General features: G+C 75.2%; 18 protein-coding genes. 6 read left to right on the top strand and 12 right to left on the bottom strand.

Annotated features, from left to right (window positions below):
• The 4 genes from VKZ81_RS25715 to VKZ81_RS25700 form a co-directional block, all read right to left on the bottom strand.
• Complete coding sequence (locus tag VKZ81_RS25715; RefSeq protein ID WP_324244256.1) at nucleotides 1-1,539, bottom strand: adenylate/guanylate cyclase domain-containing protein; 1,539 nt, start codon at nucleotides 1,537-1,539, stop codon at nucleotides 1-3.
• Nucleotides 1,540-1,642: 103 nt separating this feature from the next.
• Complete coding sequence (locus tag VKZ81_RS25710; RefSeq protein ID WP_324244255.1) at nucleotides 1,643-2,464, bottom strand: MaoC/PaaZ C-terminal domain-containing protein; 822 nt, start codon at nucleotides 2,462-2,464, stop codon at nucleotides 1,643-1,645.
• On the bottom strand, nucleotides 2,464-3,789 hold the full coding sequence (locus VKZ81_RS25705) for a 3-oxoacyl-ACP reductase (RefSeq protein WP_324244254.1): 1,326 nt from the start codon (nucleotides 3,787-3,789) through the stop codon (nucleotides 2,464-2,466). Before VKZ81_RS25705 ends, VKZ81_RS25710 begins: the two co-directional genes overlap by 1 nt.
• Nucleotides 3,789-5,075, bottom strand: a complete 1,287-nt coding sequence (locus VKZ81_RS25700) for an acetyl-CoA C-acetyltransferase (protein WP_324244253.1) — start codon at nucleotides 5,073-5,075, stop codon at nucleotides 3,789-3,791. Before VKZ81_RS25700 ends, VKZ81_RS25705 begins: the two co-directional genes overlap by 1 nt.
• A gap of 57 nt (nucleotides 5,076-5,132) precedes the next feature.
• Between VKZ81_RS25700 and VKZ81_RS25695 the strand changes: the two genes are divergently transcribed.
• Together VKZ81_RS25695 and VKZ81_RS25690 are read left to right on the top strand one after the other, a co-directional pair.
• Nucleotides 5,133-5,762, top strand: coding sequence for a TetR/AcrR family transcriptional regulator (locus VKZ81_RS25695; protein ID WP_324244252.1), 630 nt, complete (start codon nucleotides 5,133-5,135; stop codon nucleotides 5,760-5,762).
• Nucleotides 5,759-7,705 carry an acyl-CoA dehydrogenase family protein gene (locus VKZ81_RS25690; RefSeq protein ID WP_324244251.1) on the top strand — a complete coding sequence of 649 codons (1,947 nt, stop codon included), beginning with the start codon at nucleotides 5,759-5,761 and terminating at the stop codon, nucleotides 7,703-7,705. The genes VKZ81_RS25695 and VKZ81_RS25690 overlap by 4 nt, the downstream gene beginning before the upstream one ends.
• Here the strand turns inward: VKZ81_RS25690 and VKZ81_RS25685 are convergent, their stop codons facing one another.
• The gene (locus VKZ81_RS25685; RefSeq protein ID WP_324244250.1) at nucleotides 7,706-9,301 is read right to left on the bottom strand and encodes an acyl-CoA synthetase; all 1,596 of its coding nucleotides are present in this window, start codon (nucleotides 9,299-9,301) and stop codon (nucleotides 7,706-7,708) included. It lies immediately after the preceding gene.
• A gap of 89 nt (nucleotides 9,302-9,390) precedes the next feature.
• Between VKZ81_RS25685 and VKZ81_RS25680 the strand changes: the two genes are divergently transcribed.
• Nucleotides 9,391-10,650, top strand: coding sequence for an amidase (locus tag VKZ81_RS25680; protein WP_324244249.1), 1,260 nt, complete (start codon nucleotides 9,391-9,393; stop codon nucleotides 10,648-10,650).
• Here the strand turns inward: VKZ81_RS25680 and VKZ81_RS25675 are convergent.
• Together VKZ81_RS25675 and map are read right to left on the bottom strand one after the other, a co-directional pair.
• Nucleotides 10,643-11,524 carry an MOSC domain-containing protein gene (locus VKZ81_RS25675; protein WP_324244248.1) on the bottom strand — a complete coding sequence of 294 codons (882 nt, stop codon included), beginning with the start codon at nucleotides 11,522-11,524 and terminating at the stop codon, nucleotides 10,643-10,645. The genes VKZ81_RS25680 and VKZ81_RS25675 overlap by 8 nt on opposite strands.
• Nucleotides 11,525-11,533: 9 nt before the next feature.
• Nucleotides 11,534-12,313, bottom strand: a complete 780-nt coding sequence (gene map, locus VKZ81_RS25670) for a type I methionyl aminopeptidase (RefSeq protein ID WP_324244247.1) — start codon at nucleotides 12,311-12,313, stop codon at nucleotides 11,534-11,536.
• A gap of 33 nt (nucleotides 12,314-12,346) precedes the next feature.
• Here map and VKZ81_RS25665 point away from each other — a divergent pair, with 33 nt between their 5' ends.
• Entirely contained in the window at nucleotides 12,347-12,613 is a 267-nt protein-coding gene (locus VKZ81_RS25665) for a helix-turn-helix domain-containing protein (protein WP_324244246.1), read from the top strand.
• Here the strand turns inward: VKZ81_RS25665 and VKZ81_RS25660 are convergent, their stop codons facing one another.
• The 3 genes from VKZ81_RS25660 to VKZ81_RS25650 all read right to left on the bottom strand — a co-directional run bounded on the left by VKZ81_RS25660 (nucleotide 12,614) and on the right by VKZ81_RS25650 (nucleotide 15,421).
• Nucleotides 12,614-13,150, bottom strand: coding sequence for a hypothetical protein (locus tag VKZ81_RS25660; protein WP_324244245.1), 537 nt, complete (start codon nucleotides 13,148-13,150; stop codon nucleotides 12,614-12,616).
• Between the two features lie 72 nt (nucleotides 13,151-13,222).
• Entirely contained in the window at nucleotides 13,223-14,386 is a 1,164-nt protein-coding gene (locus VKZ81_RS25655; RefSeq protein ID WP_324244244.1) for a pyridoxal phosphate-dependent aminotransferase, read from the bottom strand.
• A gap of 45 nt (nucleotides 14,387-14,431) precedes the next feature.
• Complete coding sequence (locus VKZ81_RS25650) at nucleotides 14,432-15,421, bottom strand: alanine racemase (protein ID WP_324244243.1); 990 nt, start codon at nucleotides 15,419-15,421, stop codon at nucleotides 14,432-14,434.
• Nucleotides 15,422-15,492: 71 nt separating this feature from the next.
• Here VKZ81_RS25650 and VKZ81_RS25645 point away from each other — a divergent pair, with 71 nt between their 5' ends.
• Entirely contained in the window at nucleotides 15,493-16,749 is a 1,257-nt protein-coding gene (locus tag VKZ81_RS25645) for a multidrug effflux MFS transporter (RefSeq protein WP_324244242.1), read from the top strand.
• Here the strand turns inward: VKZ81_RS25645 and yczE are convergent, their stop codons facing one another.
• Nucleotides 16,750-17,376, bottom strand: a complete 627-nt coding sequence (gene yczE, locus VKZ81_RS25640; protein ID WP_324244241.1) for a membrane protein YczE — start codon at nucleotides 17,374-17,376, stop codon at nucleotides 16,750-16,752.
• On the opposite strand from yczE, the gene VKZ81_RS25635 reads away from it, so the two are divergent.
• Nucleotides 17,366-19,423, top strand: a complete 2,058-nt coding sequence (locus VKZ81_RS25635) for a TPM domain-containing protein (RefSeq protein WP_324244240.1) — start codon at nucleotides 17,366-17,368, stop codon at nucleotides 19,421-19,423. The two genes, yczE and VKZ81_RS25635, sit on opposite strands and share 11 nt — an antisense overlap.
• 9 nt (nucleotides 19,424-19,432) lie before the next feature.
• Here VKZ81_RS25635 and VKZ81_RS25630 read toward each other — a convergent pair whose 3' ends face one another.
• Nucleotides 19,433-21,724, bottom strand: a complete 2,292-nt coding sequence (locus VKZ81_RS25630) for a beta-xylosidase/alpha-l-arabinosidase (protein WP_324244239.1) — start codon at nucleotides 21,722-21,724, stop codon at nucleotides 19,433-19,435.
• Nucleotides 21,725-21,796: the final 72 nt, after the last annotated feature.

Raw genomic sequence — 21,796 nt, 5'->3', positions numbered from 1 at the left:
TCAGCCGGAACCGGTGGTCGCGGCCTCGTCCCGCCGGGGCGGGGCGTGCTCGGCGGGGACGGCGAGGCGGGTGGGTTCGGTGCGGCCGCGGAGCACCGTGGTGTCGCCGAGCTCCCAGCGGGCGGCCTCGTCCGCCCCTGCCATGTCCACGGCGCGGGCGGCCGCGAGCACCCGGCCGGACACGGTCTTGGCCAGGTCGGTGAGCCGGGCGGCCTCGTTCACCGGGTCGCCGATCACCGTGTACTCGAAGCGCCGCACGTCCCCGACGTTGCCCGCGACGGCGTCCCCGGCCGAGATGCCGATGCCCGCCGCGACGTCGGGCACCTCGGCGGCGAGCCGGGCCGCGAGCACCCGCCCGGCCGCGAGCGCGCACCCGGCGGGGTCGGCCCCGTCGACCGGCGCCCCGAAGACGGCCAGCGCGGCGTCGCCCTCGAACTTGTTGACCCAGCCGCCGTGCTCCTCGACCACCTCGACGACCACGGCGAAGAAGCGGTTCAGCAGGGCGACGACCTCCTCGGGTGGCCGCTCGGCCGTGAGCGACGTCGACCCGACCAGGTCCACGAACAGCACGCCGACCCGGCGGACCTCGCCGCCGAGGCGCACCTCACCCGCCGCGGCCGCGGCCCTGGCGACCTCGCGGCCGACGTGCCTGCCGAACAGGTCGCGGATCCGCTCCCGCTCGCGCAGGCCCGCGACCATCGTGTTGAACCCGGACTGCAGCTGCCCGAGCTCGGTGCCGTCGTACACCGTGACGGTCGCGTCCAGCTCGCCGTGCTCCACGCGCCGCATCGCGCGGCGAACCGCGTTCACCGGGTCGGCGACGGCGCGGGCGGCCCCGACCGTCACGAGCAGGCCCGCGCCCAGGGCCGTGCCGCCGATCGCAAGCACGATGACGGCGAGCCGGTCGGCGGGCACGTCGGAGTACACCAGCGCCGAGACGGCCGCCAGCATCAGCCCGACCACCGGAACGCCGGTGCCGAGGGCCCAGAACAGCAGCGACCGCACGACGATGCCGGGCAGCGCGCGCCGCGGGCGCGGCGGGTGCGCGGCCAGCACCCGCGCGGCGGTCCGCCGCAGGATGCGCTCGCTGAGCAGGTACGCCAGCGCGCACGTGGTGATGCCGCCGAGCACGATCGTCTCGCCGACCGAGATCGCAAGGCGCGTCGAGTACTGCAGGTTGAGCAGCACGAACACGGCGGCGCCGAGCACCCACAGCACCGCCTGGACCGTGACGAGCCGCAGCGGCCCGTACAGCACCATCCGCCGTTCGCGGCGCTGTTCGGCGTCCGGCTCGCCGGGGCGCATCCGGAACCGGCGGGCGCCCCACACCAGCCCGATCGGCAGCGCGAGCAGCAGGTACGCCCCGAACGCCACCAGGTTGAGCACGCGGACCCGGGTGGGGTCGGGCAGCGGCCCCTCCGGCAGCACCCAGGCGGCGAGCACGAACACGACGGCAGCGCCGCCGACGTTCGCGAACACGACGACGCTCGCCAGCGCGACCCGGGCGGGCCAGTCGATGACCCACCTGCTGCGTGCCATGGCGCCCGAGTCTAGGCCGATCGGGCGAACCTCCCCTCGCGCTCGCCTTCCGACGAGCGGCGCGTTCGTCGCACGGGTTCCGACGAGCGCGCCGTTCGTCGGATCATCGGGGTGAGATGCGGGCCTTCAGGTGGGGGCCCTTGCGGCCGCGGACCTCGACCGCCCAGCCGCCGTCGGCGGGGGCGGTGTACACCTGCACGGTCGACGGCAGCAGCAGCGGCTTGCCGAACGCGACGTCGTAGTCGAGCGCGCCCGGCAGCCGGCCCTGGAACGCGGCGACCGCCCGGGCGGCCGTCCACATCCCGTGCGCGATCGCCCGTGGGAACCCGAACGCCTTCGCCGTGAGCGGGTGCAGGTGGATCGGGTTGACGTCCCCGCTGACCCGGGCGTACCGCCGCCCGGTGCCCGCGTCGACGCGCCAGGTCGCGACCGGCGAGTCGGCGTCCACCCCGGCCGGCTCGGGCGCTTCCGGCTGGCCCTCGGGCGCGGTGGCCCCGCGGGCGAGGTAGGTGCTGCGGCCCTCCCACACCGCCTCGCCCCCGGCGTCGATCCGGGCGACGAGGTCGACCTGGGCGCCCTTGGGGTGGGCCCGCAGCGCCTCGGCGTGCACCCGCACGGTGAGCCGCTCCGCGGCGTCGACCGCCCGGTGCGCGGTGATCCGGTTGCGGACGTGCACCAGGCCGGGCAGCGGCAGCGGGAACGACCGCTGCGCCATCAGCTCCACCTGCAGGGGGAACGCGAGCACGTGCGGGTAGGTCACCGGGAGCGCGTCGGCCACCCGGAACCCGCACACGCGCGCGTACTCCGCGACGTGGCCGCGGTCGACGGTGACGTCCCTGGTGAGCGCGGTGTCGGGCAGCTCGCGGCCACGCGGGCCGACGGCGCCGACCGCCGCCTTGACGTACAGCGTGCCGAGCCCCGCCATCAGGCCCCCAGCATGTTCTGGCCGTCGACCCGGACCACCTGCCCGGTGACGCCCGCCGTCGCGGCCTGGGCGAGCCAGCCCACGGCCTCGGCGACGTCGACCGGGAGCCCGCCCTGGCGGAGGCTGTTGATGCGGCGGCCCGCCTCCCGGGTGGCGAGCGGCATCTTCGCCGTCATCGCGGTCTCGATGAAGCCCGGCGCGATCGCGTTGACCGTGGCGCCGCGCGGGGCGAGCTGCGGGGCGAGCGCGCGGACCATCCCGATCACGCCGGCCTTGCTCGCGGCGTAGTTGGTCTGCCCGCGGTTGCCCGCGATCCCGCTCATCGACGAGATGCAGACGATCCGCGCGCTGTCGCCGAGCAGGCCCTCGTCGGCGAGCAGGGCGCGGTTGATCGTGAGCTGGGCGCGCAGGTTGACCGCGAGGACGGAGTTCCACCGGTCGGCGTCCATGTTGGCCAGCAGCTTGTCGCGGGTGATGCCGGCGTTGTGCACGACCACGTCGACCCGGCCGTACCGCTCCCGCAGGTGGGCGAGCAGCCGGTCGGGGGCGTCGGCCGCGGTGATGTCGAGCTGCAGCGCGGTGCCGCCCGTGCGGTTGGCGACCCGGGCGAGCGCGTCGCCCGCCGCGGGCACGTCCACGGCGACGATCGTGGCGCCATCGCGGTGCAGCGTGTCGGCGATCGACTCGCCGATGCCGCGCGCCGCCCCGGTGACCACGGCGATCCGCCCGGCGAGCGGGCGGGCCGGGTCGTCGGCCCCGACCGGACCGACCGGGGCGCCGACCCGCACGACCTGCCCGGACACGAACGCCGACCGGGCGGACAGGAAGAACCGCAGCGTCGAGGCGAGCGCGTCGGCCCCCGCGTCGGGCGCGACCGTGACCAGGTTGGCCGTCGCCCCCGCCCGGACCTCCTTGCCCGCCGAGCGCACCAGGCCCTCGAAGGCCTGCGCGACGGCCGCGGCCTCGACATCGCCCTCGGCCGCGACCGGGCCGAGCAGCAACAGCCGCCCGCACGGCCCGAGCCTGCGCACCGCGGGCGTGAGGAACTCCTGCACCGCGGCGAGGTCGTCGACGGTGTGCGCCCCGGTGGCGTCGAGGACGGCCGCGGCCACCTTCCCGTCCTCGCCCGCCTCGGCCACGCCCGCGCCGGCGAGCAGGGCGCGGACGTCGTCGGCGAACCGGCCCTTGCCCACCGCACCGACCAGCGCGGGCCCGTCGAGCAGCGGCTGACCGGGCTCGTAGCGGCGCAGCACGGGGATGCGCGGCACCCCGAGCCGCTGGACGAACCGGTACTGCGTGAGCTCGCGCAGGGTGTCCTTGCTCATCACGCCGCCTCCAGGATCGCCACGACGCCCTGCCCGCCCGCCGCGCAGATGCTGATCAGGCCGCGGGCCGGGGCGCCCTTCTCGTGCAGCAGCTTGGCCAACGTCGCGACGATCCGCCCGCCGGTCGCCGCGAACGGGTGCCCGGTGGCGAGCGAGGAGCCCGCGACGTTCAGCTTGGACCGGTCGATCGACCCCAGCGGGGCGTCGAGCCCGAGCCGCTCCTTGGCGAACGCCGGGTCCTCCCACGCCTTGAGCGTGGCGAGCACGGTGGAGGCGAACGCCTCGTGGATCTCGTAGAAGTCGAAGTCCTGCAGCGTGAGGCCGTTGCGCTCCAACAGGCGCGGCACCGCGTACACGGGTGCGGTCAGCAGCCCGTCACGCCCGTGCACGAAGTCGACGGCCGCGGTCTCGGCGTCCACCACGTGCGCGAGCACCGGCAGCCGGTGCTCGGCGGCCCACTCGTCGGAGCCGAGCAGCACGGCCGCGGCCCCGTCGGTGAGCGGGGTCGAGTTGCCCGCGGTCATGGTCGCGCCCTCGCCCTTGCCGAACACCGGCTTGAGCTTCGCGAGCTTCTCCACCGACGTGTCCGGGCGCAGGTTCTGGTCGCGGGTGAGGCCGAGGTAGGGCGTGACGAGGTCGTCGAAGAAGCCGCGCTCGTAGGCGGCGGCCAGGTTGCGGTGGCTGGCCACGGTGAGCTCGTCCTGCTCCTCGCGGCTCACCTGCCACTCGACGGCGGTGATCGCCGCGTGCTCGCCCATCGACATCCCGGTGCGCGGCTCGGCGTTGCGCGGGATCTCCGGCACGATCTGCCCGGGCCGCAGGTCGCGCAGCGCGGCGAGCCGGGCCCCGAGCGTCTTCGCGGAGTTGAGCCGCAGGAGCAGCCGCCGCAGGTCGTCGTTCAGGGCGATCGGGGCGTCGCTCGCGGTGTCGACGCCCGCGGCGATGCCGCTGTCGATCTGCCCGAGCGCGATCTTGTTGGCCACCAGGACCACGGTCTCGAGCCCGGTGCCGCACGCCTGCTGGACGTCGTAGGCGGGGGTGTAGGGCGAGAGCGAGCTGCCGAGCACCGCCTCGCGCGTGAGGTCGCGGTCGCGGCTGTGCTTGAGCACCGCGCCACCCGCGACCTCGCCCAGCCGCTGCCCGGAAAGGCCGAAGCGGGCGGCGAGGCCGTCGAGCGTGGCGGTGAGCATGTCGAGGTTGGACGCGCGGGCGTAGGCGCCGTTCGCCCGCGCGAACGGGATGCGGTTGCCGCCGATGACGGCGGCCTTCCTCCGGGTCTCCGGCATGTCGGTTCTCCTACCCACGAGTAGCCGGTACCAAAAGTACCCGGTACCTTGGGTGCCGTGCAGGCGGTACGGGATCGGCGCGCCACCCGGTGGGAGCACCACCGGCGCACGCGGCGCGCCGAACTGACCGACGCCGCGATCGCGGCGATCCGCCGGCACGGCGCGGGCGTCGGCATGGACGACGTCGCCGCCGCGGCGCGCACCAGCAAAACCGCCGTCTACCGGCACTTCGCCGACCGCAACCAGCTCTACGTCGCGGTGTGCGAACGCGTGGCCGAGGTGCTGCTCGCGCAGGTGCGCGCGGCCATCGACGGCGTCGCCGGGCCGCGCGCGAAGACCGCGGCCGCGATCTCGGCATACCTGCGGCTGATCGAGAACGACCCCGAGGTGTACCGGTTCGTGGTGCACCGGCCCCTCGCCGAGGCCGACCTGGTCGCCGACCTCGTGTCCGTGATCGGCGACCAGGTCGCGGAGGTCATCGCCGAGCACCTCACCGCGGCCGGTGCCGACCCGTCCCCCGCGGTGCCGTGGGGCCACGGGGTCGTGGGGATGGTCCGCGCGGCGGCGGACAACTGGATCGCCCGTCCGGCGGGTATGAGCAGGGAGCAGTTGACCGATCACCTCACCGCCCTGGCGTGGGCGGGCCTGTCCGGGGTGGTCGCCCGCAGCGAGGAGGAGACGCCATGACGGTCGACCGGCACGCGCTGCAGCGCGTCCTCGACGGGCGGTGGGCGCAGGTCCGCAACGAGATCCGTGCCCAGATGGACGAGCTGGCGTTCAACCCCGACCCGGACCTGACCACCGAGGAGTACCGGGCGCTCACCACCGAGAACCTGAAGCTGCTGGCGAGCACGGGCCGCCCGCGGCAGGGCTTCGACCCCGCCTACGGGGGCGGCGGCGACGTGGGCGGCGTGGTCACCGCGTTCGCGATGCTCGGCTTCGGCGACCTGTCGTTGCTGGTCAAGGCCGGCGTGCAGTGGGGGCTCTTCGGCGGGGCCGTCCAGGTGCTCGGCACGAAGCACCACCACGACGCCTACCTGCGCCAGATCATGGACGGCGAGCTGCTCGGCTGCTTCGCGATGACCGAGACCGGCCACGGCTCGGACGTCCAGCACCTGCGCACGACCGCCACCTACGACCCCGAGACCCGGGAGTTCGTCGTCCACACCCCGGACCCGGGCGCGCGCAAGGACTACATCGGCAACGCCGCCCGCGACGGCCGGATGGCGGTGGTGTTCGCCCAGCTCGTCACGCAGGGGCGCTCCCACGGCGTGCACGCGCTGCTCGTCCCGATCCGCGACGAGGACGGCAACCCGATGCCGGGCGTCACGATCGGCGACTGCGGCCACAAGGCCGGCCTCAACGGCGTCGACAACGGCAGGCTCACGTTCGACCACGTCCGCGTCCCGCGCGAGGCGCTGCTCAACCGCTTCGGCGACGTCTCCGAGGACGGGACGTACACCAGCTCGATCGCCAACGAGACCCGGCGCTTCTTCACGATGCTCGGCACGCTCGTCCGCGGCCGGATCAGCGTCGCGGGCGGGGCCTGCACGGCCACGCAGAAGGCGCTCGCGCTGGCGATCCGCTACGGCGCGATCCGGCGGCAGTTCGCCGACCCGGCCACCGGCGAGGAGGTCGTGGTCCTCGACTACCTCGTGCACCAGCGCAAGCTGCTGCCCGCGCTCGCCACCACCTACGCGCTGCACTTCGCGCAGGCCGACCTGGTGTCGGACATGCACGACCTGCAGACCCCCGGGGCGGAGGGCGACGAGTGGCGCCAGCGCGAGCTCGAGACCCGGGCCGCGGGCATCAAGGCCGTGGCCACCTGGCACGCCACCGCCACCATCCAGACCTGCCGGGAGGCCTGCGGCGGCGCAGGCTACCTCTCGGCCAACCTGCTGCCCGCGCTCAAGGCCGACACGGACGTGTTCACCACGTTCGAGGGCGACAACACCGTGCTGCTGCAGCTGGTCGCGAAGACGCTGCTGTCGGACTACGGCCGCCGGGTCGCCCGGCTGAGCCCGGTCGGCAAGGCCAAGTTCGCGGCCGACCTGGTCGCGGACGCCGTGGTCGAGCGGACCGGCGCGCGGGCGCTGCTGCGCCGCGGCGACGTCACCGACCGCGAGTACCAGCGGTGGCTGCTGGTCGAGCGCGAGCGGCACCTGCTCGCCAACGCGGCGCAGCGGATGCGCAAGGCGCTCGCGCCGGGCGCCGACCAGTTCGGGATCTTCAACGGCGCGCAGGACCACCTGATCGCCGCCGCCCGCGCGCACGTCGACCGGATCGTGTTCGACTCCTTCGCCGCGGCCGTCGACCGCACCACCGACGCGGGCGTGCGCGACCTGCTCGCCGAGGTGCTGCGGCTCTACGCGCTCACCGTCATCGAGAACGACCGGGCGTTCTTCATCGAGCACTCCTACCTGACGCCGGGGCGCGCCAAGACCGTCACCCAGGCGGTCAACGCGCTCTGCGGGCGGCTGCGCCCGCACGCGCGCACCCTGGTCGACGGCTTCGGCATCCCGGAGCGCTGGCTCGAGTGCCCGCTGCTGGAGGGCGAGAAGGAGCAACCGGCCGCGCCGCCCGCGCCGTCCCAGGACGACGAGCCGAGCGACCTCGCCTCGGTCGGCTGATCACTCCTTCTCGGCGAGCGACGCGTGCTGCGCGCGCAGCTCGCGCTTGAGGATCTTGCCGCTGGGGTTCTTCGGCAGCGCCTCGGCGAACACGACGTACTTCGGGCACTTGTAGCCCGCGAGGTGCTGCCGGGCGTGCGCGAGCACGTCGTCGGCCGTGAGGTTCACGTCCGGTTTCGGCACGACGACCGCGGTGACCGCCTCGATCCAGTGCGGGTGCGGGATGCCGAACACGGCGACCTCGGCCACGCCGTCGAGGAGGTAGATCGCCTCCTCGACCTCGCGGCTCGCCACGTTCTCGCCGCCCGTCTTGATCATGTCCTTCTTGCGGTCGACGACCGAGAGGTAGCCGTCGGCGTCCATCACGCCGAGGTCGCCGGAGTGGAACCAGCCGCCGCGGAAGGCCTCCGCGGTCTTCTCCTCGTCGTTGTAGTAGCCGAGCGCCGCGTGCGGGCTGCGGTGCGCGATCTCGCCGATCTCGCCCGGCGGCACCGGCTCGCCCGCCTCGTCGAGGAGGATCGTCTCCACGTTGATCGCCGCCCGGCCGGCCGTGCCCGCCTTCGCCAGCTGCTCGTGCGGGCGCAGGATCGTGGCGAGCGGGGCCATCTCGGTCTGGCCGTAGAAGTTCCACAGCTGCACGTCGGGCAGCCTGCGCTGCAGCTCCTTGAGCACCTCGACCGGCATCGCGGACGCGCCGTAGTAGCCCTTGCGCAGGCTCGTGAGGTCACGGGTGTCGAAGTCGGGGTGGCGCAGCAGCGAGATCCACACCGTGGGCGGGCAGAACAGCTTGGTGACCCGCTCCGCCTCGATCGTCGCGAGCAGGGCGGCCGGGTCCGGGCCGGGCAGGATGATGCTGGTGGCGCCCAGGTAGACGTCGACGGAGAAGAAGCAGTCCAGCTGCGCGCAGTGGTACATCGGCAGCGCGTGGACCTCGACGTCGTCGACGCTCATGCCCCCGTCGATGACGCAGGAGACGTACTGGGCGATCAGCGACCGGCTCGAGAGCATCACGCCCTTCGGCCGGGACTCCGTACCCGAGGTGTACATCAGCCGCAGCGGGTCGTCGTCGGCGACGGCCACCTGCGGGTCGTGGTCGGGCCCTGCCGTCCACCAGTCGGCGACGTCCTCCCAGCCGTCGGCCGCGCCGCCGATGCGGCCCCGCACGCCCCCGGTCAGCCCGGCCTCCGCGATCGCCTGCTCCGCGGCCGCGGTGAACGCGTCCTGCACCACCATCCCGGTGGCGCCGGAGTGGCCGAGGATGTAGGCGATCTCCGACGGGCCGAGCATGAAGTTCACCGGCACCAGGACCACGCCCAGCCGCGCCGTCGCGAACGCGATCACCGCGTACTCCCAGCAGTTGCGCGACAGCAGCGCCAGCCGGTCGCCCTTCGCCACGCCGCGGGCGGCGAGCGCGTTGGCGGTGCGGTTGACCGCGGCGTCGAACTCCGCGTAGGTGAAGCGACGCTCGCCGCACACGACCGCGAGCTTGTCCGGGTAGCGCGCCGCCGTGCGGCGCAGCAGATCACCGACCCCGTGCTGGCGGGCGTGCGCGATGGCGGCGGCGGTCTCGGGCGTGAAGGGCACGGCGTCGGGCATGTCCGGATGATGCCGGAACCGGCGGGTGGGGCGCACCTGTCCGAACGTCGATGGCCGTTGCGGTGCGTCCGGCCGCCTATGGTCGGGGCGTGTCCACCGCCGCGGAGATCACCGACGTCGTCGACCGGATCGAACGGGACGACGCAGACCTGCACGCGTTCGTCGACGAGCCGGGCCGGGCCGAGCGGGTCCGCGCCGCGGTCGAAGCGCTCGCGCAGCGCTGGCCGGACCCCGCCCACCGGCCGCCGCTGCACGGCGTGCCGCTCGGGGTGAAGGACGTGTTCCGGGTCGACGGGCTCCCCACCCGCGCCGGGTCGGACCTGCCCGCGGAGCTGTTCGACGGGCCGCAGGCCACGGCCGTCACCCGGCTGCAGGCCGCCGGTGCCGTGGTGGCGGGCAAGACCGTCACCGCCGAGTTCGCCTACTTCTCGCCTGGCCCGACCCGCAACCCGCACCACCCCGAGCACACCCCGGGCGGGTCGAGCAGCGGGTCGGCGGCCGCGGTGGCCGCCGGGCTCGTGCCGCTCGCGCTGGGCACCCAGACCATCGGCTCGGTCGTCCGGCCCGCCGCGTACTGCGGGTGCGTCGGCTTCAAGCCCACGTACGGGCGGGTGCCCTGCGACGGGGTGATCCCGAACGCGCCGACGTTCGACACGGTCGGGCTGTTCGCCGCGCAGCCGCGGCTCGCCGCCGTCGCGACGGCCGCCCTCGTCGACGGGTGGGCCCCGGTCGCGCCCGCCGAGCTCCCGGTGCTCGCCGTGCCGGTGGGGCCCTACCTCGACCAGGCCGACGCCGGCGCCCGCGCCGCGTTCGACCGGCAGGTCGCCGCGCTGCGCGAGGCGGGCTACGAGGTGCGCGAGGTCGCGGCGTTCGACGACATCGCCGAGGTCAACCGGCGCCAGGAGGTGGTCAACCTCGTCGAGCTGGCCCGCACCCACGAGCCGTGGTTCGACCGGTACGCCGAGCGGTACCGGCCGCGGACCGCCGCCGGCATCCGGGAGGGGCGCGCGATCGACGCCGACACCTACCGCGCCGCGCTCGACGGCGTGCACGCCCTGCGCCGCAGGCTGCCGCAGCTCATGGCGGACGCTCGCATCGACGTCTGGATCTGCCCGTCGGCCACCGGGCCCGCGCCGCGCGGGCTGGACACGACCGGGAGCCCCATCATGAGCGTGCCGTGGACGCAGGCGGGCGCTCCGGCCCTGTCGCTGCCGGCGGGGACGGTGCGGGCCGAGCCCGACGGCCCCGCGCTGCCGGTGGGCCTGCAGTGCGCGGCCGCTCCGGGGGCGGACGAGCGGCTGCTCGCGTGGGCCGAGGGCATCGCCGGCGCCCTCGCCGGGCTCACCTGACCTGGTAGGGCGCCCCCACCGCGAGCTCACCCGGGCTCGTGACGTCGGCGTAGGCGCCCGCGCACGCCCACGTCCCGAGGCCGGGGATCTCCACGCGGTTGTGCTTGGCGACGATGCGCAGGGTGTCGGGGTCGCGCGGCAGGTCGCCCTGCGCGAGCGTGGTCATGACGCACCGCATGGTCGGGATCGACACGGTGGCGGTCGCGCCGCCCGCGAACGCGATCTCCCGGCCCACCCAGCCGTTCTCCACGAAGTCGGCGCCGCCGTCGGCCGCACCGCCGTCCAGCACGACGTTCGGGCGGTAGCGCCGCTCGTCGAACGTGGCGCCCGGCGCGAGCTCGCGCAGCCTGCGCAGCGTGGCCGTGGTGATCACGTGCAGCACCGCGAGGTCGAAGAACGCCGGCTGCGGGGCCATCGCGGCGAGGTCGAAGCGGCTCACCGGCTCGCCGGTGTCCTCGTCGCGCACGCGGGTGCCCGCGATGACCGCTTCCGGGGCGAGCCCGTCGATGTCCGGCCACACCTCCTCGAACGCCGCCCCCTCGGGCGGCGTGGCGGTCAACCGGACCTCGCGGCCGATGGCGGCGCTCAGCGCGGCGTCGATGTCCTCGTCGTCGCTGTGGTGCACCGACCCGTCGGGGAACGTGATCTCGACCGGCGGCGGCTCCCCGTTCGGCTCGCCCACGCAGCGGGCGGAGAAGCCGAGCAGGGCGCCCCAGCGGCGCGGCACCTTCGCGGTGGCGACGGTGCCGGTCTCGACGTCGACGAGCGCGTACGCGCGGTCGCCCGGCACGCCCCTCTCGTCGATCCGGCATCGCTCGAGCCGCTCGCCGAGCATGGACTTGACGGGGTAGCGGTACAGCGCCGTGACAGCCACCGTTCGTGTCTAGCAGTCCGGGCGCCCCGCGGTCAGCACCCGCGGCCCGTCCTCGGTGATCGCGATCGTGTGCTCGGCGTGCGCGGCGCGGCTGCCGTCGGCGGTGCGGATCGTCCAGCCGTCGGGGTCGTGGCGGTAGGAGTCGGCCCCGCCCGCCTGCAGCATCGGCTCGAGGGCGATCACCAGGCCCGGCCGCAGCACCAGCCCGCGGCCCGGCCTGCCCTCGTTCGACACGCTCGGTGCCTCGTGCATCGAGCGGCCCACGCCGTGGCCGCCGTGGTCGGCGAGCAGCCCGTAGCCGCCCCCGCGCACGACCGTGCCGATGGCGTGCGCGATGTCGCCCAGCCGGGCCCCGGCCTGCGCGGCCGCGATCCCGGCGGCGAGCGCTCGCTCCGCGGTCTCGATCAACGCGACGTCCTCGGGGGCGCCCTCGCCGATGACCGTGCTGAACGCCGCGTCGGCGCACCAGCCGTCGAGGTGCACGGCGAGGTCGACGCTCAGCAGGTCGCCGGGGCGCAGCCGCTGCGTGCCCGGGATGCCGTGCACGATCGCGTCGTTGACGCTCGCGCAGATCACGCCGGGGTACGGGGTGGGCGCCCACGACGGGTGGTAGCCCAGGAAGCTCGGGGTCGCCCCGGCGTCGGCGATGAGGTCGGCCGCGAGCCGGTCCAGCTCCCCGGTGGTGACGCCCGGCTTCGCGTGAGCGCGCACGGCCGTCAGCACGTCGGCGACGATCTTGCCGGCGGCGGCGCAGGCGTCGACCTCGGAGGCGGTCTTCAGCTCGATCATTTCGATAACTATACCGGTATTACTATCGGTCGCATGGTGCGCGTCCCGCTGACCCCCGCCGACCGCGAGCGCGGCCAGCGCCTCGGCGCGCTCCTGCGCGAGGCGCGCGGCGACCGCAGCCTGGTCGAGGTGGCCGCGGCCGCCGGGATCTCGGCGGAGACCCTCCGCAAGATCGAGACGGGGCGGATCCCCACGCCCGCGTTCTTCACGGTCGCCGCGCTCGCCGAGGCCCTCGGGCTCTCGCTGGACACCGTCGCCGCCGCCACCACGCCCACCGGCGTGCCCGCGGCGTCGCCCTGATCAGCGGCGAAGGAGAAGAGCCGCCCCGGCTCGGCCTGCGGCGTGGAGGCCGCCCGCGGCACGCCCGCCCCGACCGACCAGCCCTCGCCCGGCGCGGCGACGAACGCCTGTCTCCGCGACGCCCGCCGCGGCGAACCACGCCCGGATCCCCGGGGTCGCGTCGGGCGCCCGCCGGTGCCGGGTCCAGATCGCGGTCCCGCCGGTGGCGAGCAGCGACGGCACCGCAGCGACGGTGCGCGCGACGTCCTCGTCGGCCACGTTGCCGAAGATCCCGCAGAGGAGCAGCAGGTCGGCAGGCACCGCGCCGGCGCAGGCGGCCGTGTGCCCCGCGTCGGCGACCACGACCTCGACCGCCACGGGCGCGGCCGCCCGGGCCGCGCCGGCGAGCCCCGGGTCGAACTCGACCAGTCGGCCGCGCACGTCGGCGCCGCGCGGGTGCCGGGCGAGCCCCGGGAGCACGTCCCGCCCCTGGCCCGCGCACAGCGACAGCAGCCGCACCGGGCCGGGCGCGGCCCGGTCCAGCGCGAGCGCCTGCACAGCGGCGAGGCGCTGCGCGGCGGGCTCGCCGCGTCGTCGTAGGCCGCCTGCCGGCTGCGCCAGCCGGCCACCTCAGCCCGCGGTGGCGCGCAGCGCGACGAGCCGCGACACCGCTTCGGTGAGCACCTCGTCGCGCTTGCAGAACGCGAAGCGGACGAGCGAGCGGCCCAGGTCCGGGTCGGCGCAGAACACCGACACCGGCACCGCGGCGACGCCGACCCGCTCGGGGAGGCTCCAGCAGAACTCGGCGCCGTCGGTGACGCCGAGCGGGGTGACGTCGGTGACCACGAAGTACGTCCCCGCGGTGTCGAACACGCGGAAGCCCGCCTCGCGCAGCCCCGCCGACAGCAGGTCGCGCTTGCGTTGCAGGTCGCTCGCCAGCTGCGCGTAGAACTCGTCCGGCAGGCCCAGCGCCGTCGCGATCGCGGGCTGGAACGGCGCACCGCTCACGTAGGTGAGGAACTGTTTGACCGCGCGCACCGCCGCGACCAGCTCGGCGGGCCCGTGCACCCAGCCGACCTTCCAGCCGGTCACCGAGAACGTCTTGCCGACCGAGGAGATCGTGAGCGTGCGCTCGGCCATCCCGGGCAGGGTCGCCATCGGCACGTGCGGGCGCCCGTCGTAGAGCATGTGCTCGTACACCTCGTCGGTGACGACCACGGCGTCGTGCTCGGCGGCGAGCTCGCCGATCAGCGCGAGCTGGTCGCGGTCGAACACCGTGCCGGTGGGGTTGTGCGGCGTGTTGACCAGCACCAGCCGGGTGCGCGACGAGAACGCGGCCCGCAGCTCGTCGGGGTCGAACGCGAACCCGGTGCCGTCGGGCCGCAGCGGCACCGGCCGGATCTGCGCGCCGGCCAGGGAGATCGTGGCGGCGTACGAGTCGTAGTAGGGCTGGAACGTCACGACCTCGTCGCCCGCCTCGCACAGCGCGAGCACGGCGGACGCGATCGCCTCGGTGGCCCCCGTGGTGATCAGGACGGCGTCGGGGTCGACGTCGAGGCCGTAGAAGCGCTTCTGGTGCTCGGCCACCGCCGTGCGCAGCTCGGCCACGCCGATGCCGGGCGGGTACTGGTTGATCCCGGCCTTGATGTTGGCGGCGGCGTCGTCGAGCAGGGACGCCGGGCCGTCGGTGTCGGGGAAGCCCTGGCCCAGGTTGATCGCGCCCGTCCGCACCGCGAGCGCCGACATCTCGGCGAAGATCGTGGAGGTGTGGGCGCGCATGCGTTCGACGAGCATGGGTGCACGTTACGTCGACGGCCCCGCGCGGTCCCACCCACCGCGTCACCACCCGCGCATGTCCACCGGCCAGGTCTCGAGCACGGTCTCGCCGTCGACGAGGTGCATCCGCTCGTGCAGGACGACCGTCGGGTCGACGTGGGCGGGCAGCACCCGCACGCGGTCGCCGACGCGCACCGGCTCGGCGGGCACGAACGTCGTGTGTTCGTCCGAGCACCGCCGCACCTCGGCACCCTCGATCGCGGGCAGGCCGTGGTCCATGCCCAACGCCTTGAGCCCGACGTCGACCACGGCGTGGCCGGGCGATACCGAGATCACCGTGCCCAGCACCGACAGGGCCTGCCCGAACGGGTGGCCGAGCCGGGCGTAGGCGGTGTCCATGAGCGCGTACGAGCCCGCCTGGATCTCGGTGGCCCAGATGTTGTCGAGGTAGGTGCCGGTGCCGCCCGCGCTGACCACCTCGCCGCCGACGTCGGCCGCCGCGCGCAGGAGGACCTGCATCGCGTCCCGGGTCCGCTCGGCACGCTCCGGGGAGGGCACGAGCATGAGGTGGCCCTCGTAGCCCATCACGCCGCGCACGTGCAGGCCCGCGGCCCGCGCGGCGGCGGCCAGCTCACCGGCCCGCTCGGGCGGGCAGCCGCAGCGCTGCAGCCCCACGTTCACGTCCACGAGCACCTCACCGACCCCGCCCGCGGCGGCCGCGGCGATCGTCTCGGGCGAGTCGACGGCCACCGTCACCCGCGCCCCGTCCGCCACCAGCGCGCCGAGGCGGCGGGTGTCGAGCACCTCGTTGGCGAGCAGGAGGTCCGCACCCAGGCCCGCGGCCGCCATCACCTCGCACTCGCGCACCGTGGCGCAGGTGAACCCCTCGTGCCCGTGCGCCGCCTGCCTGCGCGCGAGCGCCGTGGTCTTGTGCGCCTTCACGTGCGGGCGCAGCCGCGGACCGGGCAGGGCCGCGCTCATCGTCGCGAGGTTGGCGTCGAGGACGTCGCGCTCGACGAGCAGGGCGGGCGTCGTCAGGTCGGAGATCAGCACGCACCCAGTGTCGTGCCCCACACCTTCGGGTGAAGCGGAATGCCGGGGCCGCCGCTCTTCTTGATCGATCAGTGACGCTTGCTCCCGACCGAGTTCCTTCGGCCGCCCCGGAGACCCCGGGGGCCCGCATCCGGCTGGTCCTGGTGCTCGGCGCGTTCATCGCGCTCGGGCCGCTGACGATCGACCTCTATCTGCCGGCCCTCCCCACGATCGCCAACGAGCTGCTCACGTCCGACGCCACCGTGCAGCTCACGCTCACCGGAACGCTGCTCGGCCTGGGCCTCGGCCAGCTGGTGATCGGCCCGCTCGCCGACCGCTTCGGCCGCAGGCGACCCCTGTTCGCGGGCGCCGCCGTGCACGTCCTCGCGTCCGTGCTGTGCATCGTCGCGCCGAACGTGGCCGTGCTCGGCGCGCTGCGGGTGCTGCAGGGCCTCGGCGCCGCCGCCGGCGCGGTGATCGCGATGGCGATCGTGCGCGACCTCTACACGGGCCGCGCGGCGGCCACCCTGCTGTCGCGGCTCATCCTCGTCATGGGCACCGCCCCGGTGCTCGCCCCGACGCTGGGGGCGTGGATCCTCAGCTTCACCTCGTGGCGCGGCGTGTTCGCCGTGCTCGCGCTCTACGCGCTCGTGCTCGTCCCCGTCGCGGTGCGGTCGCTGCCGGAGACGCTGCCGCCCGAGCGACGCGTCACCTCGGGGGTCCTGGGCACGCTGCGGACCTACCGCGGGCTGCTGCGCGACCGCACGTTCGTCGGGCTGGTGCTCGTCGCGGGCCTCGCGATGTCGGCCGTGATGAGCTACGTCTCGGGCGCGTCGTTCGTGTTCCAGGAGCAGTTCGGGCTGAACCAGCAGCAGTTCGGGCTCGCGTTCTCCAGCGGGGCCATCTGGCTGATCCTCGCCAGCCAGCTCAACCCGGTGCTGCTGCGCCGCTTCGAGCCGCGCCAGCTGCTGCTCGGCGCGATCGCGGTCGCAGCGGCGGCGGGCCTGCTGCTGGTCACCGTCGCCGCCTCCGGCGTCGGCGGGCTGTTCGGCGTGCTCGTCCCGCTCTGGATGGTGCTGCTGTCGGTCGGCTTCGGCCTGCCGAACGCGCCCGCGGTGGCGCTCGCGCGGCACGGCGAGACGGCGGGCACGGCGGCCGCGCTGCTGGGCGCCACCCAGTTCGGCGTCGGCGCGCTGATCTCCCCGGTCGTCGGGCTGCTGGGCAACGACGCGGCCGCCATGGGCGCGACGATCGCGGGCGGACTGGTGCTGTCGCTGCTCGTGCTCACGGTGGTCGTGCGGCCGTGGCGGCTGGGCGACGTGGAGGCCCCCGCCCCGGTGCCCGCCTGATCAGGCCGGCCGGGTGCGCACCGCGAAGAACGGCAGGAACGCCTGGGTGAGCGGGCCGATCGCCAGCGCGTAGAGCACGGTGCCCACCCCCACGGTCCCGCCGAGCAGCCACCCGGTCGCCAGCACCGCCACCTCGATCGAGGTGCGCACCAGGCGCACCGAGCGCCCGGTCCGCGCCGACAGCCCCGTCATGAGGCCGTCGCGCGGGCCGGGCCCGAGGCGCGCCCCGACGTACGCCGCGGTCGCCACCCCGTTCAGGACGATGCCGCCCACGAGCAGCGCGATCCGGGCGGCCGGCGCGTCGGGGCGGCCCAGCAGCGCGAGCGCGACGTCGACCACCGCCGCGATGACCACCACGTTCGCCACGGTGCCGACGCCGGGCCGCTGGCGCAGCGGGATCCACAGCAGCAGCACGATGGCGCCGGTGATCGCGGTGATGGTGCCGAAGCTGAGCGGCGTCTGCCGGGCGAGGCCCTCGTGCAGCACGTCCCACGGGTTGAGACCCAGACCGCTGCGGATCTGCATCGCCATGCTCACGCCGTAGAGCGCGAGGCCGGCCAACAGCTGCGGCAGCCGACGGCCGGGGTCGCGGGTGACGGGGATCGGGCGGAGGTCGATGGCTGCCACCCTCTCATCGTGGGCGCTCGCCCCGCCGCACCCGATGGCCGATCCGACGCCGGTGGACCGGCGCGCGATGATGGGCACCTGCCGATCGACGGAGGTCAGTGTGCGCAGGTTGTCGATGCTGCTCGGCGTGCTCGCCGCGCTGGTGCTGGGTGCGGGCACCGCGGCCGCCGACCCCCCGATGCGCCTCGACGATCGGGTCACCGACCGGGCGGGCGTGCTCGCGCCGGGGGAGATCGACCAGATCCAGGACGCGATCGCGCAGCTGCGGTCCGAGCGCGGTGTGGACCTGTTCGTGGTGTTCGTCGAGTCGTTCGACGGCGCGAGCGGGCAGGACTGGGCCGACCAGACCGCGGTGGCCTCCCAGCTCGGCGACGAGGACGCGCTGCTCGCCGTCGCCGTCCGCGACCGCGCCTACGGCGTGTCCATCGCCGACGGGTTCCCGGTCGACGAGTCCCGGGTGGACCGGGTCCGCACCGAGGACGTCGAGCCGCGGCTGTCGGACGACGAGTGGGCCGCCGCGGCGATCGCGATGGCCGACGGGCTGCGCTCGGGCGGCGGTGGTGGGTTCGGAACCGGCCTCGTGGCGGTCGGCGCCGCCGCCGCGGGCGGGGCGTACCTGCTGTACCGCAGGCGCCGCCGCGCCGCCGGGGCGGCGCAGGCCCCGGCCGCCCCGCAGGCGCAGCCGGACGAGTTCGCCGACGTTCCGACCGAGGACCTCGCCTACCGGGCGAGCGCCGCCCTCATCGAGGTCGACGAGGCCGTCCGCAGCTCCGAGCAGGAGCTGACCGCGGCGCGGGCGCACTACGGTGAGGAGGCGGTGGCGCGGTTCGCGGCCGCCTTGGAGCAGTCGCGCGCCGACATGCTGCGCGCGTTCGAACTGCGCCAGCAGCTCGACGACGACAAGCCGGAGGACGAGCCCACCGCGCGCTCGATGTACGCGGAGATCATCCGGATCGCCTCGGCGGCGGACGACCGGCTCGAGGAGCAGGTCGAGGCCTTCGACGCGCTGCGCGGCCTCGAGGCGCGGGCCCCCGAGTACGTCGCCGAGCTGCGCACCCGCCTCGAGGCGGCGAAGGCCCGGCTGCCGCAGGCCGACGCGACGTGGTCGGCGCTGCGGTCCCGCTACGCGGCGGCGGCCCTCGAGCCGGTGGCAGGCGACCTGGACCAGGCGCGCGAGCTGTTCACGGCCGCGGACGCCGAGATCGCCGAGGCCCAGCAGGAGCTCGGCAGCGGCGACCGAGCGGCCGCCGTCGTCTCGGGCCGGGCCGCCGAGGACGCGATCGCGCAGGCCGAGACGCTGATCGACGGCATCTCCCGTCGCGAGTCCGAGCTCGCCGAAGCGGCGGAGCGGATCCCCGCCGCGCGGTCGGAGGTCGAGCTGGACCTGGCCGAGGCCAAGGCGATGCCCGGCGACGCGGTCGCGCCGGTGGTCGCGCGGGCGTCGGCCGCGCTCGCCGCGGCGGACGAGGCGGCGTCCGGCCCCCAACCAGACCCGATCGCGGCGCTGCGGCTGCTCAGCGAGGCGAACGCCGCCCTCGACCAGGGCATCGCCGACGCCCGCGCCGCCGCCGAGCGCGAGCGCAAGACCCGGGCCGCGCTCGACCAGGCGCTGCTCACCGCGCGGGCGAGCGTCGCGGCCGCCGAGGAGTTCGTGGCGACCCGGCGCGGGGCCATCGGCGCCGAGGCCCGCACCCGGCTCGCCGAGGCCCGCAGGCACCTGGCACAGGCCACCGGCCCGGACCCCGCGGCGGCGTTGCGCGAGGCGCAGATGGCCGACGCGCTCGCCCAGGACGCGCTGCGGCTGGCCAAGGGCGACGTGTCGCAGTGGTCGCGCCCCGGCGTCACCGCGAGCACCGGCGCCGACCTCGCGGGCATGATCCTCGGCGGGATCCTCTCCGGCGCCGCCCGCAGCTACCGCAGCGGGGGCCACCGGAGTTCCCGCGGCAGCTACCGGAGCGGGGGCAGCCGGAGCCGGGGCGGTTTCTCGCCCGGCGGCTTCGGCGGCTCGGCCAGCCGGGGGCGGCGCGGCGGGGGCGGTCGCTTCTAGCCGGGCCGGTCAGCCGACCCGGGTGGACACCCGCACCACCCGCCGGTCCGCCGTGGTGACCTCGTGCACGGGGCCGGTGAGCTCCACCTGGGCCTCCAGCACCGGTTCGGCGCAGCTGCGCCCGATGAACAGCCGCACGGTGCCCGGCTCGACGACCCGCACCATCCGCCGGTCCGAGAAGGCGAGCCGCTGGGTGGGCACGTCGAGCTCGACCTCGGCGCTCTCGCCCGGCTCGAGGTGCACCCGCGCGTAGCCGAGCAGCTGCACGACCGGCCGGGTCACGGAGGCGACGACGTCGGTGGCGTAGAGCTGCACGACGTGGGCGCCCGCGCGGTCGCCGGTGTTCGTGACCCGGCAGCGGGCCACGATCGCGCCGTCGGTCGGGACCTGCGCCTCGGCGACCCGCAGGTCGGAGTGGGCGAACGTCGTGTAGGACAGCCCGTACCCGAACGGGCGGACGGGCGCGGGGTCGAGGTTGCTCACCGAGCTCGCCCCGCCCAGCGGCGGGTGCAGGTAGCTGTAGGGCTGGGCGCCGACCGAGCGCGGCATGGTCACCGGCAGCCGGCCCGACGGGTTGATCCGCCCGGAGAGCACGCCCGCGATGGCGGCGGCGCCCTCCTGGCCGGGGAAGAACGCCTGCACGACGGCGGCACAGCGCTCGAGCGCCCAGTCGACCGCGTACGGGCGGCCGGTGAGCAGCACCAGCACCACCGGGGTGCCGGTGTCGAGCAGCTCCTCGACGAGCCGGCGCTGCACGCCGGGCAGGTCGAGCGAGTCGGCGTCGCAGCCCTCGCCCGAGGTGCCCCGGCCGAAGAGCCCGGCCCGGTCGCCGACGACGGCCACGCACAGCTCGGCGTCCCGCGCCGCCGCGACCGCGTCGGCGAACCCGCTGGTGTCGGCGCCGTCGACGTCGGCGCCCTTCACGTGGGTGATCGCGGTGTCGGGCAGCTCGGCGCGCAGCGCCTCCAGCACCGTCGCGATCTCCAGGCCCGGCTCCACGCCCTCGTGCAGCGACAGGACGTGGTTCAGGAAGCTGTAGCAGCCGAAGAGGGCGGCGGTGTCGTCGGCGTTCGGGCCGACGACGGCCACCCGGGACGGGGCCCGCAGCGGCAGCGTGCCGTCGTTGGACAGCAGCACCACCGACTCCTCGGCGAGCCGGGCGGCCAGCGCCCGGTGCTCGGGCGGGTCGAGGTCGATGGGGCCGACCTCGGCGTAGTCCTCCGGCCGCCGGTCGAGCAGGCCGAGCCGCGCCTTCTGGCGCAGCACCCGCTCCAGGGCCCGGTCGACGAGCGCCTCCGGCAGCTCGCCCGACCGCACCCGCTCGGCGAGCGGCTGCAGGTACGCGGTGCCGGTGGGCAGCTCGACGTCGATCCCGGCGGCGAGGGCCTGCGCAGCGGCGTCACCCAGGTCGGCCGCGACCTTGTGCAGGGTGTGCAGGAACGCGACGGAGAAGTAGTCGGCCACCACGGTCCCGGTGAACCCCCACCGGTCGCGCAGCACGCCGGTGAGCAGGGCGGCGTCCGCACCCACCGGGAGCCCGTCGATCTCGGCGTAGGAGTTCATGACCGAGTCGACGCCGCCGTCGAGGACGGCCATCTCGAACGGGGGCAGCAGCACGTCGGCCACCTCGCGCGGGCCGGCGTGCACCGGGGCGAGGTTGCGGCCGGCCCGCGAGGCCGAGTAGCCGACGAAGTGCTTGAGCGTGGCGATCACGCCCGAGGACTGCACACCCCGCACGTAGGCGGTACCGATCGTGCCGACGACGTACGGGTCCTCGGAGATGCACTCCTCGACCCGGCCCCAGCGGGCGTCGCGCACGACGTCGAGCACCGGGGCGAGGCCCTGGTGCACGCCGAGGCTGCGCATGGACGCGCCGATCGCCGCGCCCATTCGCTCGACGAGCTCGGGGTCGAAGCTCGCACCCCAGGACAGCGGCGCCGGGAACGTGGTGGCCTTCCAGGCGGCGAGGCCGGTGAGGCACTCCTCGTGGACGAGCGCGGGGATCCCGAGGCGGGTGTGTTCGACGAGCCAGCGCTGCTTCGCCGCCAGCGCCCGCGCCCCCTCCTCCGGGTCGACGGGGGCGGTGCCGAACGGGCGGGTGAGCTGGCCGAGGCCGTTTGCGGCGAAAGCTTCGAAACCCGCGTCCTCGCCCTGCATCGCGTCCTGCATGGGGGCGACGTCGCCGCCCTCGCCTGAGCCGCCGCGCCCCTCCCACAGGCCGACCAGCTGGGCGAGCTTCTCCTCCAGCGTCATCCGGGCGATGAGCTCGGCGATCCGTGAGGCCTCTGTGCTGACGGACACGTCTCCTCCGGATCGAAAGTTTCCGAGACTTGCGGATGGCGGCGTCGACGGTAGGTTCGGACCCGCCCAGCG

Origin of the sequence: Pseudonocardia sp. (assembly GCF_035305885.1) — a bacterium.
Taxonomy (GTDB): domain Bacteria; phylum Actinomycetota; class Actinomycetes; order Mycobacteriales; family Pseudonocardiaceae; genus Pseudonocardia.
Note: the sequence above shows the minus strand (reverse complement) of the source record. Positions and strands in the feature narration are given on the sequence as shown.

Coding starts and splice junctions, on each gene's coding strand:
- VKZ81_RS25685 (WP_324244250.1), bottom strand. CDS start 9,301: ATGCCCGACGCCGTGCCCTTCACGCCCGAGACCGCCGCCGCCATCGCG.
- VKZ81_RS25655 (WP_324244244.1), bottom strand. CDS start 14,386: ATGCTCGTCGAACGCATGCGCGCCCACACCTCCACGATCTTCGCCGAG.
- VKZ81_RS25690 (WP_324244251.1), top strand. CDS start 5,759: ATGACGGTCGACCGGCACGCGCTGCAGCGCGTCCTCGACGGGCGGTGG.
- VKZ81_RS25665 (WP_324244246.1), top strand. CDS start 12,347: ATGGTGCGCGTCCCGCTGACCCCCGCCGACCGCGAGCGCGGCCAGCGC.
- VKZ81_RS25700 (WP_324244253.1), bottom strand. CDS start 5,075: ATGCCGGAGACCCGGAGGAAGGCCGCCGTCATCGGCGGCAACCGCATC.
- map (WP_324244247.1), bottom strand. CDS start 12,313: ATGATCGAGCTGAAGACCGCCTCCGAGGTCGACGCCTGCGCCGCCGCC.
- VKZ81_RS25715 (WP_324244256.1), bottom strand. CDS start 1,539: ATGGCACGCAGCAGGTGGGTCATCGACTGGCCCGCCCGGGTCGCGCTG.
- VKZ81_RS25705 (WP_324244254.1), bottom strand. CDS start 3,789: ATGAGCAAGGACACCCTGCGCGAGCTCACGCAGTACCGGTTCGTCCAG.
- VKZ81_RS25635 (WP_324244240.1), top strand. CDS start 17,366: ATGGCTGCCACCCTCTCATCGTGGGCGCTCGCCCCGCCGCACCCGATG.
- VKZ81_RS25710 (WP_324244255.1), bottom strand. CDS start 2,464: ATGGCGGGGCTCGGCACGCTGTACGTCAAGGCGGCGGTCGGCGCCGTC.